The 14,012-nt window shown below is 73.9% G+C and carries 12 protein-coding genes; 1 reads left to right on the top strand and 11 read right to left on the bottom strand.

The window, feature by feature from the left end:
• Nucleotides 1-25 precede the first annotated feature (25 nt).
• From nagB to HDG68_RS09985, 7 genes are all read right to left on the bottom strand, one after another.
• Entirely contained in the window at nucleotides 26-808 is a 783-nt protein-coding gene (nagB, locus tag HDG68_RS10015) for a glucosamine-6-phosphate deaminase (protein ID WP_172151668.1), read from the bottom strand.
• Nucleotides 809-845: 37 nt separating this feature from the next.
• Nucleotides 846-2,165, bottom strand: coding sequence for an extracellular solute-binding protein (locus tag HDG68_RS10010; protein ID WP_172151666.1), 1,320 nt, complete (start codon nucleotides 2,163-2,165; stop codon nucleotides 846-848).
• A 92-nt stretch (nucleotides 2,166-2,257) separates the two neighbouring features.
• On the bottom strand, nucleotides 2,258-3,256 hold the full coding sequence (locus HDG68_RS10005) for an ROK family protein (RefSeq protein WP_343037527.1): 999 nt from the start codon (nucleotides 3,254-3,256) through the stop codon (nucleotides 2,258-2,260).
• Nucleotide 3,257: 1 nt separating this feature from the next.
• Complete coding sequence (locus HDG68_RS10000) at nucleotides 3,258-4,163, bottom strand: carbohydrate ABC transporter permease (protein WP_172151664.1); 906 nt, start codon at nucleotides 4,161-4,163, stop codon at nucleotides 3,258-3,260.
• On the bottom strand, nucleotides 4,160-5,101 hold the full coding sequence (locus HDG68_RS09995) for a carbohydrate ABC transporter permease (RefSeq protein ID WP_172151662.1): 942 nt from the start codon (nucleotides 5,099-5,101) through the stop codon (nucleotides 4,160-4,162). Before HDG68_RS09995 ends, HDG68_RS10000 begins: the two co-directional genes overlap by 4 nt.
• Before the next feature lie 100 nt (nucleotides 5,102-5,201).
• Nucleotides 5,202-6,551, bottom strand: a complete 1,350-nt coding sequence (locus tag HDG68_RS09990) for an extracellular solute-binding protein (RefSeq protein ID WP_343037526.1) — start codon at nucleotides 6,549-6,551, stop codon at nucleotides 5,202-5,204.
• A 71-nt stretch (nucleotides 6,552-6,622) separates the two neighbouring features.
• Nucleotides 6,623-7,774, bottom strand: a complete 1,152-nt coding sequence (locus tag HDG68_RS09985) for an ROK family transcriptional regulator (protein WP_172151660.1) — start codon at nucleotides 7,772-7,774, stop codon at nucleotides 6,623-6,625.
• Between the two features lie 179 nt (nucleotides 7,775-7,953).
• On the opposite strand from HDG68_RS09985, the gene HDG68_RS09980 reads away from it, so the two are divergent.
• Nucleotides 7,954-8,940 carry a DUF4349 domain-containing protein gene (locus tag HDG68_RS09980; RefSeq protein ID WP_172151658.1) on the top strand — a complete coding sequence of 329 codons (987 nt, stop codon included), beginning with the start codon at nucleotides 7,954-7,956 and terminating at the stop codon, nucleotides 8,938-8,940.
• 17 nt (nucleotides 8,941-8,957) lie between these two features.
• Here the strand turns inward: HDG68_RS09980 and HDG68_RS09975 are convergent, their stop codons facing one another.
• From HDG68_RS09975 to HDG68_RS09960, 4 genes are read right to left on the bottom strand one after another with little or no spacing between them, the layout of a single operon-like run.
• Nucleotides 8,958-9,359, bottom strand: coding sequence for a RidA family protein (locus HDG68_RS09975; protein WP_172151656.1), 402 nt, complete (start codon nucleotides 9,357-9,359; stop codon nucleotides 8,958-8,960).
• Complete coding sequence (locus tag HDG68_RS09970; protein ID WP_172151654.1) at nucleotides 9,360-10,514, bottom strand: alanine racemase; 1,155 nt, start codon at nucleotides 10,512-10,514, stop codon at nucleotides 9,360-9,362.
• Nucleotides 10,511-12,163, bottom strand: coding sequence for an N-acyl-D-amino-acid deacylase family protein (locus HDG68_RS09965; protein WP_343037525.1), 1,653 nt, complete (start codon nucleotides 12,161-12,163; stop codon nucleotides 10,511-10,513). Before HDG68_RS09965 ends, HDG68_RS09970 begins: the two co-directional genes overlap by 4 nt.
• Complete coding sequence (locus HDG68_RS09960; RefSeq protein ID WP_172151652.1) at nucleotides 12,160-13,950, bottom strand: family 20 glycosylhydrolase; 1,791 nt, start codon at nucleotides 13,948-13,950, stop codon at nucleotides 12,160-12,162. Before HDG68_RS09960 ends, HDG68_RS09965 begins: the two co-directional genes overlap by 4 nt.
• Nucleotides 13,951-14,012: the final 62 nt, after the last annotated feature.

The following is a 14,012-nucleotide window of genomic DNA, read 5'->3' as shown; positions in this document are numbered from 1 at the left end:
GAGGTTGCCTACCTCGCGAGGGGTGTCAGAGGCCTTGCCAGTCCGGCTTGGAGGCGTAGGTCTGGCGGTAGTAGTCGGCGAGCTGCAGCCGGGACGCGGCGGCCTCGTCGACCAGCACGGTGGCGTGCGGGTGCATCTGCATCACGGTGGCGGGCCACAGCGCGGAGATCGGCCCCTCGACGAGCTGGTGCACGGCCTCGGCCTTGTGCCGGCCGGTGGCCAGCAGCACCAGGTGGCGTGCCGCCATGATGGTGCCCAGGCCCTGGGTCAGGCAGTGCGTGGGCACCTTGTCGACGTCGCCGTCGAAGAACCGGGCGTTGTCCACCCGGGTCTGGCGGGTCAGGGTCTTGATGCGCGTGCGCGAGGCCAGCGACGAGCCGGGCTCGTTGAACGCGATGTGCCCGTCGGTGCCGATCCCCAGGATCTGCAGGTCCACGCCGCCGGCGTCGGCGATCGCCGTCTCGTAGGCGGCGCACGCGGCCGGCAGGTCGGCGGCCAGGCCGTCGGGTCCGGCGACCTGCTCGGCCGGCCAGTCCACCCGCTCGGCGATCTCGGTGGCGATGACGTTGCGGTACCGCTCGGGGTGGTCGGCGGCCAGGCCGACGTACTCGTCGAGCATGAACCCGCGCGCGTCGGCGAACGACAGCCCGTCCTGCTCGTGGCGGCGAGCCAGCTCGTCGTACACCTTCAGCGGGCTGGACCCGGTGGCCAGGCCCAGCACGGCCTGCGGACGACGGCGCAGCAGCGCCTCGACGGCATCGGCGGCCAGCACCGCCAGCTCCTCCGCGGGAGCGATGACGACCTCCATCGAGGTCTCCCTTCTGTGTGGTGCGCCGACGGCGCGGTCACTCCTCGGCGGCGACGTCGCCGCCGTCGAGCAGCGGGGTGATCCTCGCGTCGAACTCCTGGGCGAGCGCGGGGACGTTTCCGCCGCGTGCGATCTCCTTGAACAGGTCCTCGTAGATGCCGCGCGACTCGATCTCCGCCCAGCCCGGCGCGGGCGGGGTCAGCTGGGACGCCTCGGCCGTGGCGACGAGCGTGCGACCGAACTTGTCACCCGTCATCAGGTCGGTGAAGGTCGTGTTGGCGGGTCCGAGACCGGCCTCGGCGAGCATCGTCTGGTACTCGTCCGAGTAGACGACGCGCAGCAGGTCCTCGGAGAGCTCCGCGTTGCGCGTCAGCGCCGAGATCGCCAGGTTCGACCCGCCGGCGAACACGGGGGCGACCCCGCCGTCGACGCCGGGCAGGGCGAAGATGTCGTAGGTGGACGTGTCCGCCATCCCGTCGCGCACCTCGATGCCGTCCTCACCCTGGACGAGGTCGCCGATCGACCAGCGAGCCCAGGAGGGCGCCATCATGGTGGCGGCGGCCGGCTGGTCGGAGTCCACGCCGTCGTTGATGAAGTCCCAGTAGGCGACGTCGACCTCGGTGGCCGGCAGGTACGACGCGTTCTGGTAGACGTCCTGCCAGGCCTCGAGACCGGCGATGGTGTTCGGGTCGGACAGCGTCGAGGTCCACCCGCCACCCTGCTTGACGGCGAGCTCGCCGCCGTGGGCGAACACCCACGAGATGCCGTTGCGCCAGTCCTGGCCGCCCATCGCGAAGCCGGCCATGTTGTCCGTGTGCAGGGTCTTCACGGCCTCGCCGAACTCGTCCAGCGTGTCGGGGACGTCGACGCCGGCCTCTCGCCACACGTCCTTGCGGTAGAAGACGTAGCGCGATCCGAAGTAGTACGGCAGCGCGTAGACCGTGTCGTCGACCGACCCGGCCTCCACGAACGACTGCAGCAGGTCCTCCCCGCCCAGCTCGGTGTACAGCTCCGGCGAGATCTGCCGGAAGTCGCCGGCGTAGGTGAACGTCGGGGCCTGGGTGTTGCCCAGCTCGACGACGTCGGGCGTCGCTGCGGGATCGCCCAGCGACGCGTCGAGCTCGTCGACGAGCGTCCCCCACTCCTTCTCCTCGATGGTGAGCGTCGCCCCCGGGTTGCGCTCCTCGAAGGTCGTCACGAGGTGCTCGCGCAGGTCCTCGCCGGTGTCGGTGCCCACGAGCCAGAGCACGATGTCGTCGGAGCTCTCCGGCTCCACCTCGCCGGAGCCGCAGGCGGCCAGCACGGGGACGACGGCGAGGGTCGCGGCGAGCGGTGCGGCGATCCGTCGGAGATTCACGGAGTGGGTTCCTCTCGGTCGGCGCGGGCGGCGGCGCGGGATGGTGCCGTCACCCACGGGTCGTTTGTCGGGGCAACGCTATCGGGGGGAGGCTATCGGGCCAGGTCACGGACTCGGGCGGCGTGCCCGCGCCCGATGACGGCGGCACCGATCGCGCCGACCGGGACGCGTCCCGGTGCGAGCCGGACCCGGCCCGGCAGGTCGAGGGAGCGCAGGAAACCCGACGCCGCGGACTCGTCGGTCAGCGCGGAGCGCACGACGTCGAGCAGCGGCTCGCCGAGCTGGGACACACCGCCGCCGAGCACGACGTGGCGCACGTCGACGGTGAGCACCAGCATCCGCACCGCGGCCGCGACCGCCCGCGCGTAGGTGTCCCGGGCGGCGACCGCCTCCGGGTCGCCGGCGTCGGCGGCCTCGAACAGCTCGACGGGCGCGGGCCGCCCGGTGATGCTGGGCCACAGCGCGGTGACCGCCGACCCGGAGGCGTACAGCTCGAGGCAGCCGCGCTGGCCGCAGCCGCACGGCGGGCCGAGCGGGTCGACCGGGACGTGCCCGATCTCGCCCGCCGCGCCGGTGCGACCCCGGCGCAGGCTGCCGTCGAGGACGATCCCGGCGGCCAGGCCGGTGCCCAGCGCCAGGAACGCCAGGTCGGTGGGCCGGTCGTCCGGCTCCTCGGCCTCGACGAGGTGGGCGGCGCCGACGGCAGCCACGTTGAGGTCGTTCTCCACCCCGACGCCGACGCCACCGAGCCGCTCGGAGAGCAGGTGCGCGAGGTCGAGGGGGTCGCCGTCGAGCCCGAGGTTGACGGCGTGGCGCACCGTGCCGTCGTCGGACTCCACGAGCCCCGGCACCCCGACGCCGACGCCGGTGACGTCGGCCAGCAGGACGCCCGCCTGCCGCGCCACGCTCTCGACGGCCCGCACGGCGCCGTCCACCACGCCGACGGGACCGGTCTCGGTGGCCAGGCGGCTCTGCGCCAGCACCTGGCCCTCGTGGCCGAGCAGGACGGCGAGCGTCTTGGTGCCGCCGATGTCCAGGCCCACGCTGAACCCTGACGGCACCGGGGGCGCCGTCGTTCGCACGTCGTCCACGTCAGCCCTTCACCGCACCCGAGACGAGTCCCGAGGTCATCCGGCCCTGCACGAACAGGAAGAAGATGATCACGGGGACCGCGATGAGCGTGGACGCGGCCATGACCTCGGCCCAGTTGATGCCGCGGTTGGCCGACGCCGACAGGAAGCTGCGCAGCCAGATCGGCAGCGTCTGGGCGGACTCCGCCGGCAGGATGACCAGCGCGGTGGTGAACTCGTTCCAGGCCTGCAGGAACGCGTACACGCCGGAGGCGATGAGGCCCGGGGCGAGCAGCGGGAAGGTGATCCGCAGGAAGGCCCGCGGGCGGGACAGCCCGTCGACCATCGCGGCCTCCTCGAGCTCGATCGGGACGCCGGCGACGAAGCCGCGCAGCATCCAGACCGTGAACGGCACGAGCATGGCCACGTACAGCGCGGAGATGCCGATGACCTGGTTGAGCAGGCCGAGGCTGGACATCATCTGGTACTGGGCGATGAACAGGCCCTCGGCCGGCAGCATCTGGATGAACAGCACGGCGAGGATGAAGCTGGTCCGGCCGCGGAACCGCCACCGGCTGATCGCCAGCGCCGCGAGGAACGCGAAGGCCAGCACCAGGGTGATGGTCAGGCCCGTGACCATGAGGCTCATGCCGAGGGCATTGAGGAACCCGGAGTCGGTCAGCACGGACTGGAGGTTCGTCAGCGTGAAGCTGAGCGGGAGGAACTGCGGGGTGTCGCCGCCCAGGATGGCGTCCGGGGTGACGGCGGAGTTCATCATCCAGTAGACGGGGAAGACCCAGACCGCGGCGAGCGCGAGGCCCAGCACGCTCAGCAGGACCTTGCCCGGCCTGACCCGACGACGGCGCAGCGGCGTCCGCTGGGGCGTCGTCGCGGTCGGCGCGACGGTGTCGGCGGCGACGGCACTCATGCGGCGTCCTCCTTCATGAGATAGCGCACGTACGGTCCCGAGAGCACCATCGTGAGCACCAGGACGAACAGCGAGACGGCGGCGGCACCGGCGAAGTCCTGGCTGCCGACACCGAGCTCGTAGATGTAGTTGCCGAGCAGGTTCGTCTCGGCGATGGGGGCGCCGGCGTCCTGCAGCAGGCGGATCTGGGCGAACACGCGCAGGTCCCAGATGATCTGGAGCAGCAGCACGATCGCGATGACCGGGCGCACCAGGGGCATGATGATGCGCCACAGGATCTGGCGGGAGCCGGCGCCGTCGATCCGGGCGGCCTCGAGGACCTCCTCGGAGACCTGCGTCAGGCCCGCGTAGATGGACAGCGCCACGAACGGCACGGACATCCAGATGACGATGAACGACGCCACCATGAAGAACGTCCAGACGTTGCCCAGCCAGTTGTAGCCGTCGAAGCTCTCGAAGCCGGACTGGACGAAGATCCAGTTGACGACGCCGGTGCGGTAGTCGAACAGCCACCGGAAGACGGTGACGGCGGCCACGAGCGGCGTCGCCCAGGCCAGCAGCAGCGTGATCTGCATCGTGATGCGGACCCAGCCGCTGACCGCACGCATGAGCACGGCGAGGCCGAGGCCGATCCCGACGGTCAGCAGGGCGTTGACGAGGCAGAAGGCGATCGACTTCGCGACGACCGACCACACCTCGGCGTCGGTGAAGATGCGGGCGTAGTTGTCGAGGCCCACGAACGTCGGCGGGGCGCCGAACTGCTGCATGAGCCCGAACTCCTGCAGCGAGGTGACGATCTGCCAGTATACGGGGTATCCGAGGCCGATCAGGAGGGCCGCGACGGCGGGGATCAGCAGAACATAGGGGGTGGCCGGCCTGCGCCGACGGCGGATCGCGATGCCGTCCGAGCCTGCGGTCGTGCCGATGGCCTGGGTCATGCGGTCCTCCTTCCCGGTCATGGGACGGGCGGGGCGGCAGCCGTGGGGTCCGGTGCCACCCCGCCCGTCAGTTCCTACGGTCGGTCGACGAGCGGTGTCGTCAGCCGGCCTGGCCGTTGAGCATCGGCGTGATGGTCTCGTCGTACTCGGCGGCGAGCTCGGTCACGTCACCGCCCTCGGCGATCTTCTGGAAGAGCTCCTCGTAGACGGACGCACCCTCGACGGCGGCCCAGCCCGGCGCTGCCGGGGTCAGCTTGGAGTTCTCGGCGGTCTCGACGGTGATCTCACCGAACTTGTCGGTCTCCATGATCGAGTTGAACTCGGTGTTGGCCGGCCCGAGACCGTTCTCGGCGAGCATCGTCTGGTACTCGTCCGAGTAGATGATGCGCAGCAGGTTCTCGGAGAGCTCCGGGTGCTGCGACTGGGCCGAGACCGCCATGTTCGAACCACCGGCGAACACCGGGGCGACGCCGCCGTCGACGCCCGGCAGGGCGAAGATGTCGAACTTGGAGTCGTCCGCCATGCCGTCGCGGACCTCCTCGCCCTCGTCGTTCTCGGTGAGGTCGCCGATCGACCAGCGGGCCCAGCCCGGCGCCATGATGGTCGCCGCGTCCGGGGCGCCGCCCTCGGCCTTGTCGTTCAGGAAGTCCCAGTAGGCCACGTCACGCTCGGTGGCGGGGACGTTCGAGGCGCCCTCGTAGACGTCCTGCCACTGCTCGAGGCCGGCGATCGTGTTCTCGTCGGACAGCGTGGAGACCCACTCCTCGCCCTCCTTGACGGCGAGCTCGCCGCCGTTGGCGAACACCCAGGAGATGCCGTTGCGCCAGTCCTGGCCGCCGAGGGCGAACCCGGACATGTCGTCGGTGCGCAGCTCGGTGACGGCGTCGCCGAACTCGGCGAGCGTCGTCGGGACCTCGATGCCGGCGTCCGACCAGATGTCGGCGCGGTAGAACATGTAGCGCGAGCCGAAGTAGTACGGCAGGGCGTACACGGTGCCGTCGACCGAACCGGCCTCGACGAAGGACTGCAGCAGGTTGTCCCCGCCCAGCTCCTCGTACAGCTCCGGGGAGATCTCGCGGAAGGCGCCGGCGTTGGTGAACGTCGGGGCCTGGGTGTTGCCGAGCTCGACGACGTCGGGGGTGTTCTCGGCGTCCGGGAGCGAGGTGGTCAGCTTGGTGACCAGGTCGCCCCAGTCCTGCTCCTCGATCGTCAGCGTCGAGCCCTCGTTCTCGGCCTCGAACGTGTCGACGAGGTACTCGCGCAGCTCGTCCGGCGTGTCACCGCCGGCGACCCACAGCGTCAGGTCGCCGGGCTCGACCTCGCCGGACTCCGACGTGGTCTCCTCCGAGTCCGCGGGGGCCTCGGTGTCGTCGGACGCGCACGCGGTGAGCGCCATCGCCAGGGTGATCGTCGACGCCGCGGTGGCGGCGACGAGTCGTGTCCTCTTCACTGGGGTACTTCCTTCCGATGGTTTTCCGGGCGGCGGTTCCAGGACCGCCCGGGGGTGGGGACTTCGGGTGGTCAGGAGACGCCGAGCTGGGCGCCGAGGACGAGCACTGCGGCCCCGGCCAGCACGACGTCGTCGTCGAGGGTGGACATCCGCAGTCCCAGCCCGGCCGCAGAGGCCGGCATGGTGCGGTCCGTGATGGTCTCGAGGGCCGCTCGACGCAGCGGCTCCCCGAGCAGCTCGGGGGGGCCGGCGAGGACGATCTCGCCGAGGTTGAGGGCACCGACCACGGGGGCCAGCGCCTTGCCGAGGGTGACGCCGACGCCGGTGAGCGCCGCGTCGGCCTCGGGGCCCTCGAGCCCGTCGAGGGCCCGCCGCAGGGCGGGGGCGGACAGGACGGTCTCGAGGCAGCCGCGGCGGCCGCAGGCGCACGGCTCACCGTGGTCGTCGACGGCGGTGACGTGGCCGAGCTCGCCGGCGGAGTATCCGGCGCCGTGCACGCGGGCGCCGTCGACCATGATCCCGGCACCGACGCCCTTGCCGATGGTGAGCACCAGGGTGGAGCCGGTGGCACCGCCGTAGGTGTACTCGGCCAGCGCGGCGGAGTTGGCGTCGTTGGCCACGTGGACGGGCAACCCGATCCTGTCGGACAGCGTCGCCGCCAGCGGGACGTCGACCCACTCGACGTTGGGCGCCTCGACGACGCGCCCGGACGGGTCGACGACGCCGGGCGAGCCGACGCCGATCCCGATGACGGGCCGGGTGGCGGCCGCGACGAGCTTGCGGGCGAAGCGGGCGATGAGCTCGACGAGGTCGTCGCCGCGGTAGTCGTCGGCGCCGAGGGACTGACGCTCGACGGCCTCGCCGGTCAGCGTCAGCACGGCGCCGCGCAGCACGGCGTCGTCGGAGAGGTCGATGGCGACGATCTGGTAGGCGTCGGTGCGCATGCCGACGAGGATCGCGGGCTTGCCGACCCGGCGTCCGGGCTGGGTGCCGAGCTCTTCGACGAGCCCTTCGGCCAGCAGGACGCTCACGAGGTCGGAGATGGTCACTCGGGTCAGGCCGGTCGCGCGGGCGAGTCCGGCTCGGGAGGTGGGGCCCTCGTGGAAGAGGTGCTGCAGGACGAGCGACCGGTTGTGCGCCCGGGCATGCTCGGGCAGCACCTTGGTGGTCGCTCGCAGACCGCCGTCCAGGCCCCGTCGGCTGGTACGCGTCGTCGTGGTCATGTTTGTTAGTACAGCGTCCTTACAGACCCGGTGTCTATCGTCCGCAACCCTTCGTTATCTGATCGTTACCACACCGTTCGTCCCGACCTGCGGACGGCAGGTCACGGTCTCGGCACGGTCGGATCACGATCCCGACCAGGACCCCTGTCGTGGCAGGTCAGCCGCCTACAGTCGGTGCCATGCCGCACCGATCCCTGCCTCGCCGCGCCGCGGCGGCCGTGACCGCGCTGACGCTCGCCCTGGGCCTCGCCGCCTGCACCGGCAGTGGTGCGGGCGACGCCGCGGACGTCGGGACCGCCGACACCGCCGTCTCCGACGAGGCCGGCGGTGCCGCGTCCGCGATCGCCGAGGAGGCCGGTGCGGACGGTGCCGCCGGCGACGAGACCGTCGTCGACCGCGAGATCGTCGTCACCGGGTTCGTCGAGCTGACCTCGCCCGACCCGGCGGCCTCGGCCGACGAGCTGGTGCGCATGGTGGAGCAGGCGGGCGGGCGCGTGGAGCAGCTCACCGAGGAACCCACCACGCCGGACCGGCCCGGGTCGGCCAGCGCGATCTTCCGTCTGCCCGCCGAGCGGACCACCAGCGCCGTGGAGGCCTTCGGCGACGTCGCCGCCGTCGAGCGCGTCGAGCTCTCGGAGGACGACGTCACCAGCCGGGGCCAGAACCTGGACGCCCGGATCTCCGCCCTGACCACCTCCACCGACCGGCTCACCGAGCTGATGGGCTCGGCGGGCTCCACCGAGGACCTGCTGGAGGTCGAGCGCGAGCTGGCGCAGCGCCAGGCCGAGCTCGACTCCCTCACCGCGCAGCGCGAGGCCCTCAGCGACCAGGTCGCCATGTCCACGATCCACGTGTCCATCACCGCACGGACGGCCCCCGTGACCGCTCCGTCGTCCGGGTTCGTCGACGGGCTGGCCACCGGCTGGAGCGCCCTGACCGCGACCGTGGGGACGGTGGTGCTGGCGCTCGGCGTGCTGCTGCCCTGGCTCGCGATCGCCGCCGCCGGCTACGTCGCCTACCGCCTGGTCCGCCGTCGCCGCACCGAGCAGGCCCCGCCGGCGGGCGGCCCGGGCGAGGGCGGCGGCACGGACGACGACGGCACCCCGGACTCCTCGCCCGACCCGGCACCGCACGACCCCGAGCGCGAGCCGCAGCTCGTGCGCTGAGCCGCGCCCCGGCGGCCTCAGCCCGTGATCGCGAAGGCGTCGATCTCCACCAGCATCTCCTCGCGCGGCAGCCCCACCATCACGGTGGTCCGGCTCGGCAGCACGCCGGACGGGCAGTGCCGGGTGACGAACGCGCCGTAGGCCTCGTTCATGGCCGCGAAGTCGTCGCGCGAGGTCAGGTAGACGCGCAGCATCACGACGTCGTCGAACGTCGCGCCCGACGCCTCGACGATCGCGCGCACGTTCTCCAGCGTGCGCGTCGTCTGCGCCGCCACGTCGCCCGGGTGCAGGTACTCCCCCGTGCCCGGGTCGACCGGCCCCTGGCCCGAGACCTGCACGAAGGGGCCGCTGCGCACCCCCTGGTGGAAGGTGTGGGCCGGGGCCGGGGCGGACTCGGTACGGATCGGGCTCTTGCGCATTCACTTCTCCTGCAGGTCGAAGGTCAGGGTGCCCACGACGACGTCGCCGTCGGTGAGCAACCCGGTGCGGTACTTGTCGAACGTGGTGCACGGGTGGGAGATCCCGAAGGCGACGACGTCACCCGGCGTGAGCGCGTCGTCGGTGCGCAGGTAGGCGTGCTGGTCGTCGAGGGCGGTCACGTGCGCGTCGAGGGGCCGCACGGCACCCAGCCGGCCGGCGTCGTCCGTCGTGCGCACGTGCAGCGGCACCGGCAGGTCAAGGTCGAAGGACACGTCCCGGCGGCCCATCCCGCAGACCGCCAGGCCCGCCTCGGGCGTGGAGAGCACCGCGGCGTGCACGGTGATCGCCGGGCGCAGCGGCGCGGTGCCGAGCCGGGTCCACGGGTCGGTGCGGCGGTAGTGCCCGTGGTCGTGCGTCAGGTACGCCCCGGACCGCAGCACGACGCGCGCGCCCGACGCCGCGGTCAGCTCGGCCAGCACCACGTCGGCGAAGGCGCTGCCCCCGGCCGAGAGCACCACCTCGTCGTCCACCAGGCCGGCGACGGCGGCGCCCGCCTCGCGCAGCCGGCGGCACCAGGCGCCCACGGCCTGCAGGCCGGCGCCGTCGGTGCTGCCGGCCACGGGGCCCTCGTAGCCGGCCACGCCCACGAGCCGCAGCCCGGCCTCCGCCACCGCGCCCGCGAGCGCCGCCGCCTCGGCGACGCCGCGCACCCCGGTGCGGCCGCCGGGCACGCCGAGCTCGACCAGCACGCCGAGGCGCCGGTGGTCGGCGCCGTCGAAGGCCCGGCGCAGCACGTCGACTCCGGTCGGCGAGTCGACGTAGACCCACACCTCCTCGGCGCGGGCCGCGTCGAGGATGGTGCGCAGCCAGGCGGCGTCGCGCGGGTCGACGAGCTCGTTGGCCAGCAGGATCCGTGGCGCGCTCCCCCAGCCGACGACGGTGCGCAGCTGGGCGGGCGTCGCGACGGTCGCGCCCCAGGCACCGGCGTCGCGCTGACGCTGCCACAGCTCGCGGGACAGGTGGGTCTTGACGTGCGGTGCGTGCTCGGCGCCGTGGCGGGCGACGACGTCGGCCACCGTGGCGACGTTGTGCGTCACGGCGGCGTCGTCCAGGGTGAGCAGCGGCCAGGACCGGCCGGGGTCGTCGATCCTCATGGTGCTCCTTCCGTCCCGGCCGGCACGGCCGGGGGCGTGGGGTGGCCGGCGCGGACGGACGGTCGCAGCCCGCGGCCGGGCCGTCGCCCGGTGAGCTCGCCGTGGGTCAGCACCGGGACGCCGGCGACGAGGACGTCGTCGATGCCGACGGCGGGTGTGCGGGGCCGGTCGTAGGTGGCCCGGTCGGCGACCGCGAGGGGGTCGACGAGCACGACGTCGGCGACGGACCCGGCCTCGAGGCTGCCCCGATCTGCCAGCCCGAAGCGGCGGGCGGCGCGGGCGGACAGGTGCTCCACGGCGTCGTGCCACGTCCAGTCGCCGCCGGTCCGCACGTGCTCGGCGAGGAAGCGCGCGAAGGCGCCCCACCCGCGCGGGTGCGGGCGGCCGGCGCAGGCCCCGGCGCCGACGGGCTGGTAGATGGCGTCCGAGCCGCCCAGGTGCGCGGGGTGGTTGGCCAGGGTGCGCACGGCGTCGGCGTCGTTGGTGTCGGGCTGGGCGAACACGCAGGCGGCGCGCAGGCGTGACGCGCGCAGGACGCGCAGCGCGGCGTCCGCGGGGGCGACGCCCCAGCGGGCGGCGACGTCCACGAGGCGCCGACCGGCGACGTCGCCCTCGTCCGGGTCGAGGCCCGGCACCCAGGCGAGGGTGACGCGGTGCCACAGGTCGTCGAGGCCGGCCAGGTGGTCGCGCAGGCGGCGGGCCAGGGCGGGGGCGTCGAGCGCCGCGATCGTGGCGTCCGGGTCGGCCAGCGGGAGCCAGGTCGGCAGGGCGACCATCGCGAGGATCGAGCTGCCCTGCAGGTAGGGGTAGGAGTCGAAGGTGACGTCGAGCCCTCCGGCGCGGGCGTCGTCGAGCACGCCCGTGATCGCCGCGGCGGGCCCGTGCAGGTGGGACACGTGGGTCGCGACGCCGGAGGCCGCGGCGAGGCGGAACAGCTCGGCCAGCGCCGGGACGGCAGCGGCCTCGTAGCCGCGCATGTGCGAGACGTGCGGCAGCCCGTGCTCGGCGGCGACCCTGGCGAGCGCGACCAGCTCGGCCTCGTCGGCCCAGGCCGCCGGCACGTACTCCAGGCCGGTGGACAGGCCGACCGCACCCTCGGCGAACGCCTGCCGCGCCACCCGCACCATGCGGTCGACCTCGGCGGGCCGGGCCGGGCGCTGCTCGGTGCCCACGACCAGCCGCCGCACGGTCCCGTGCGGCACGAGCGCCGCCACGTTCACCGCCGTCGCGCCGTCGTACGTGGCCAGGAGCTGGGCCAGCGTGCCGCCCGAGAAGCGCGGGTGCTCCCCGTCGATCCCGGCGAAGTACCCGCAGGCCCACTCGTAGGCCGTGCGGTCGGACGGCGCGAACCCCACGCCGTCGGCCCCGGTGACGACGGCGGTCACGCCCTGGCGCAGCAGGGCGTGCTGCACGCCGGCGTCGAGCACGGCCCCGCCGGCGTGGACGTGCGCGTCGACGAGGCCGGGCAGGGCGAGCCGTCCCCCGGCGTCCAGGACGCGCCCGGAGGTGCTGTTCCCCCGGGTGCCCGACGACGGCACCACCGTCCCGACCCGGCCACCGGCCAGGTGCAGGTCCATCGGGGCGGTCGTTCCGCCGTCGGGCCGCGGCAGCACGACGCCCCGGACCACGTCCACGGCTCCCCTGCTCACGAGGCCGTCTCCGGCTCGGCGCCGTCGCGGCCCGGCACCCAGCCGCCCATCCCGGTCCAGCCGGCGGCCGCCCGCTCGGCGGCGAGGTCGCGCGGGTGGCCGGCCACCCCGGGGCGCTGCTGCCACGGGTGCGGACCTGCCGGCGGCCGGTACTCGACGCCCGCCGCCGCCAGCCGGGGAAGGTGGGCGTCCTCGAGACGGGCGAGGAACTCCGCCGACGCCGCCGACCCCGGTGCGCGGGACGCGGGGTCGGTGGTCCACACGGCCTCGGCGAAGGCTGCCAGCCGCGGGAACGCGGCGTAGTCGACCCGTCGCGCGCTGTCGAGGTGCTCGCTCCACACCTGCGCCTGCGCCCCGAGGAGCCGACCGGGCAGCGCGCCCGGCGTGACGCCGCGGTCCTCGAGCAGCGCGGACGGCAGCGGGTCGAACGCGTAGACGTCCCGGGTGGTGCGCACGAACCCGACCGGCACCGGCTCGGAGTCGCCGTCGCCGGCGCGGTGGTCCAGGTAGACCTCCTGCTCCGGCGCGAGGACGACGTCGTGGCCCGCGGCCATCGCGTCCAGCGCGACGGCGTGGCCCCGCCAGCACACGACGACGGCGTCCGTCGGCAGGTCGGGGCCGAACGCCTCGTCCCAGACCACGGCGCGGCGACCGCGCGTGCGCAGATGGTCGGCGAGCCGCGCGAGGAACCACCCGGCGAGGCGCGCCACGCCGTCGGTGCCGTCCACGCCGGAGCGCGCCAGCCCCAGGGCCGCGGCCCGCTCGACGATGTCGGGCCGCTCCCGCCAGGCCGTGGTCGGCACCTCGTCGCCACCGAGCGCGACGAAGGGCCCCGCGAACACCGCGCAGACCTCGTCGAGCACGTCGGTGCAGAACGCCAGCGCCTCGTCCGACGGGTCCAGCACGTCGTCGCTGATCCCCCACGTCGTGGAGACCTCGTGCTCGCCGCGCCGGGCCGCCAGGTGCGGGTAGGCGGCCAGGACGGCCTGCACGTGCCCGGGCAGGTCGATCTCGGGGATCACCAGCACCCCTCGGGCCCGGGCATAGGCGTCGATCTCGCGCAGGTCGTCCTGCGTGTAGTAGCCGCCGTGCGGACGACCGTCCCGCCGTCCGGTGCGCCACGTGCCGACGGTGGACTCGCGTCGCCAGGAGCCGACCTCGTGCAGGCGCGGGTGGCGGCGGGACTCGACCCGCCAGCCCTGGTCGTCGGTGAGGTGGAGCTGCAGCACGTTGAGGTGGTGGGCCGCGGCCAGGTCGACGAACCGCAGCACGTCCGCCTTGGGCAGGAAGTGCCGCGCGACGTCGAGGAGGACGCCGCGCCAGGCGTGGGCCGGGGCGTCCCGCAGCGCGAGGTGCGGGAGCACGGGGCCGCCCCCGTGGGCCGGGGCGCGCCGGAACGCCGGCGCCCCGGCGAGCTGGCGCAGCGTCTGACCCGCTGCGTGCGCACCCGCCAGGTCACTCGCGGCGACCACCGCTCCGCCGTCGCCGATCTCCACGGTGTAGCCGCCCGGGTCGAGGCCGGGGTCCAGGTCGAACCGGACCTCGGCCCGCGGGCTGCTGTCCGGGGTCTCCGGCGCGCCGTCGTCCGGGGCGGCGGGGTCGGCCGGGACCAGGGCGACGTCGAAAGCCTCTTCGGTGGCGCGGCGCCACCGGTCCGCGGCGGGTCGCAGCGTCGGATGGGCCCGGACGCGGGTGCCGTCCCCGAGCACGAGCTCTCCCGGGTGCAGCGCGCCCTCGGCCGGGGCAGGAACGGTGGGGACCGTCGTCGTCGGCGGTGTGTGAGACACGGACCACACCCTAGCCGAATTAGGAACCTTTCCTACGTTTTCGACGCCACACGCCGGCCGCG

It is taken from the genome of Isoptericola chiayiensis (genome assembly GCF_013149805.1).
GTDB lineage: Bacteria > Actinomycetota > Actinomycetes > Actinomycetales > Cellulomonadaceae > Isoptericola > Isoptericola chiayiensis.
The sequence above is the reverse complement of the archived record's forward strand: the minus strand, read 5'-3'. Positions and strand labels throughout refer to the sequence as shown.

Coding starts and splice junctions, on each gene's coding strand:
- nagB (WP_172151668.1), bottom strand. CDS start 808: ATGGAGGTCGTCATCGCTCCCGCGGAGGAGCTGGCGGTGCTGGCCGCC.
- HDG68_RS10000 (WP_172151664.1), bottom strand. CDS start 4,163: ATGAGTGCCGTCGCCGCCGACACCGTCGCGCCGACCGCGACGACGCCC.
- HDG68_RS09995 (WP_172151662.1), bottom strand. CDS start 5,101: ATGACCCAGGCCATCGGCACGACCGCAGGCTCGGACGGCATCGCGATC.
- HDG68_RS09985 (WP_172151660.1), bottom strand. CDS start 7,774: ATGACCACGACGACGCGTACCAGCCGACGGGGCCTGGACGGCGGTCTG.
- HDG68_RS09980 (WP_172151658.1), top strand. CDS start 7,954: ATGCCGCACCGATCCCTGCCTCGCCGCGCCGCGGCGGCCGTGACCGCG.
- HDG68_RS09975 (WP_172151656.1), bottom strand. CDS start 9,359: ATGCGCAAGAGCCCGATCCGTACCGAGTCCGCCCCGGCCCCGGCCCAC.
- HDG68_RS09970 (WP_172151654.1), bottom strand. CDS start 10,514: ATGAGGATCGACGACCCCGGCCGGTCCTGGCCGCTGCTCACCCTGGAC.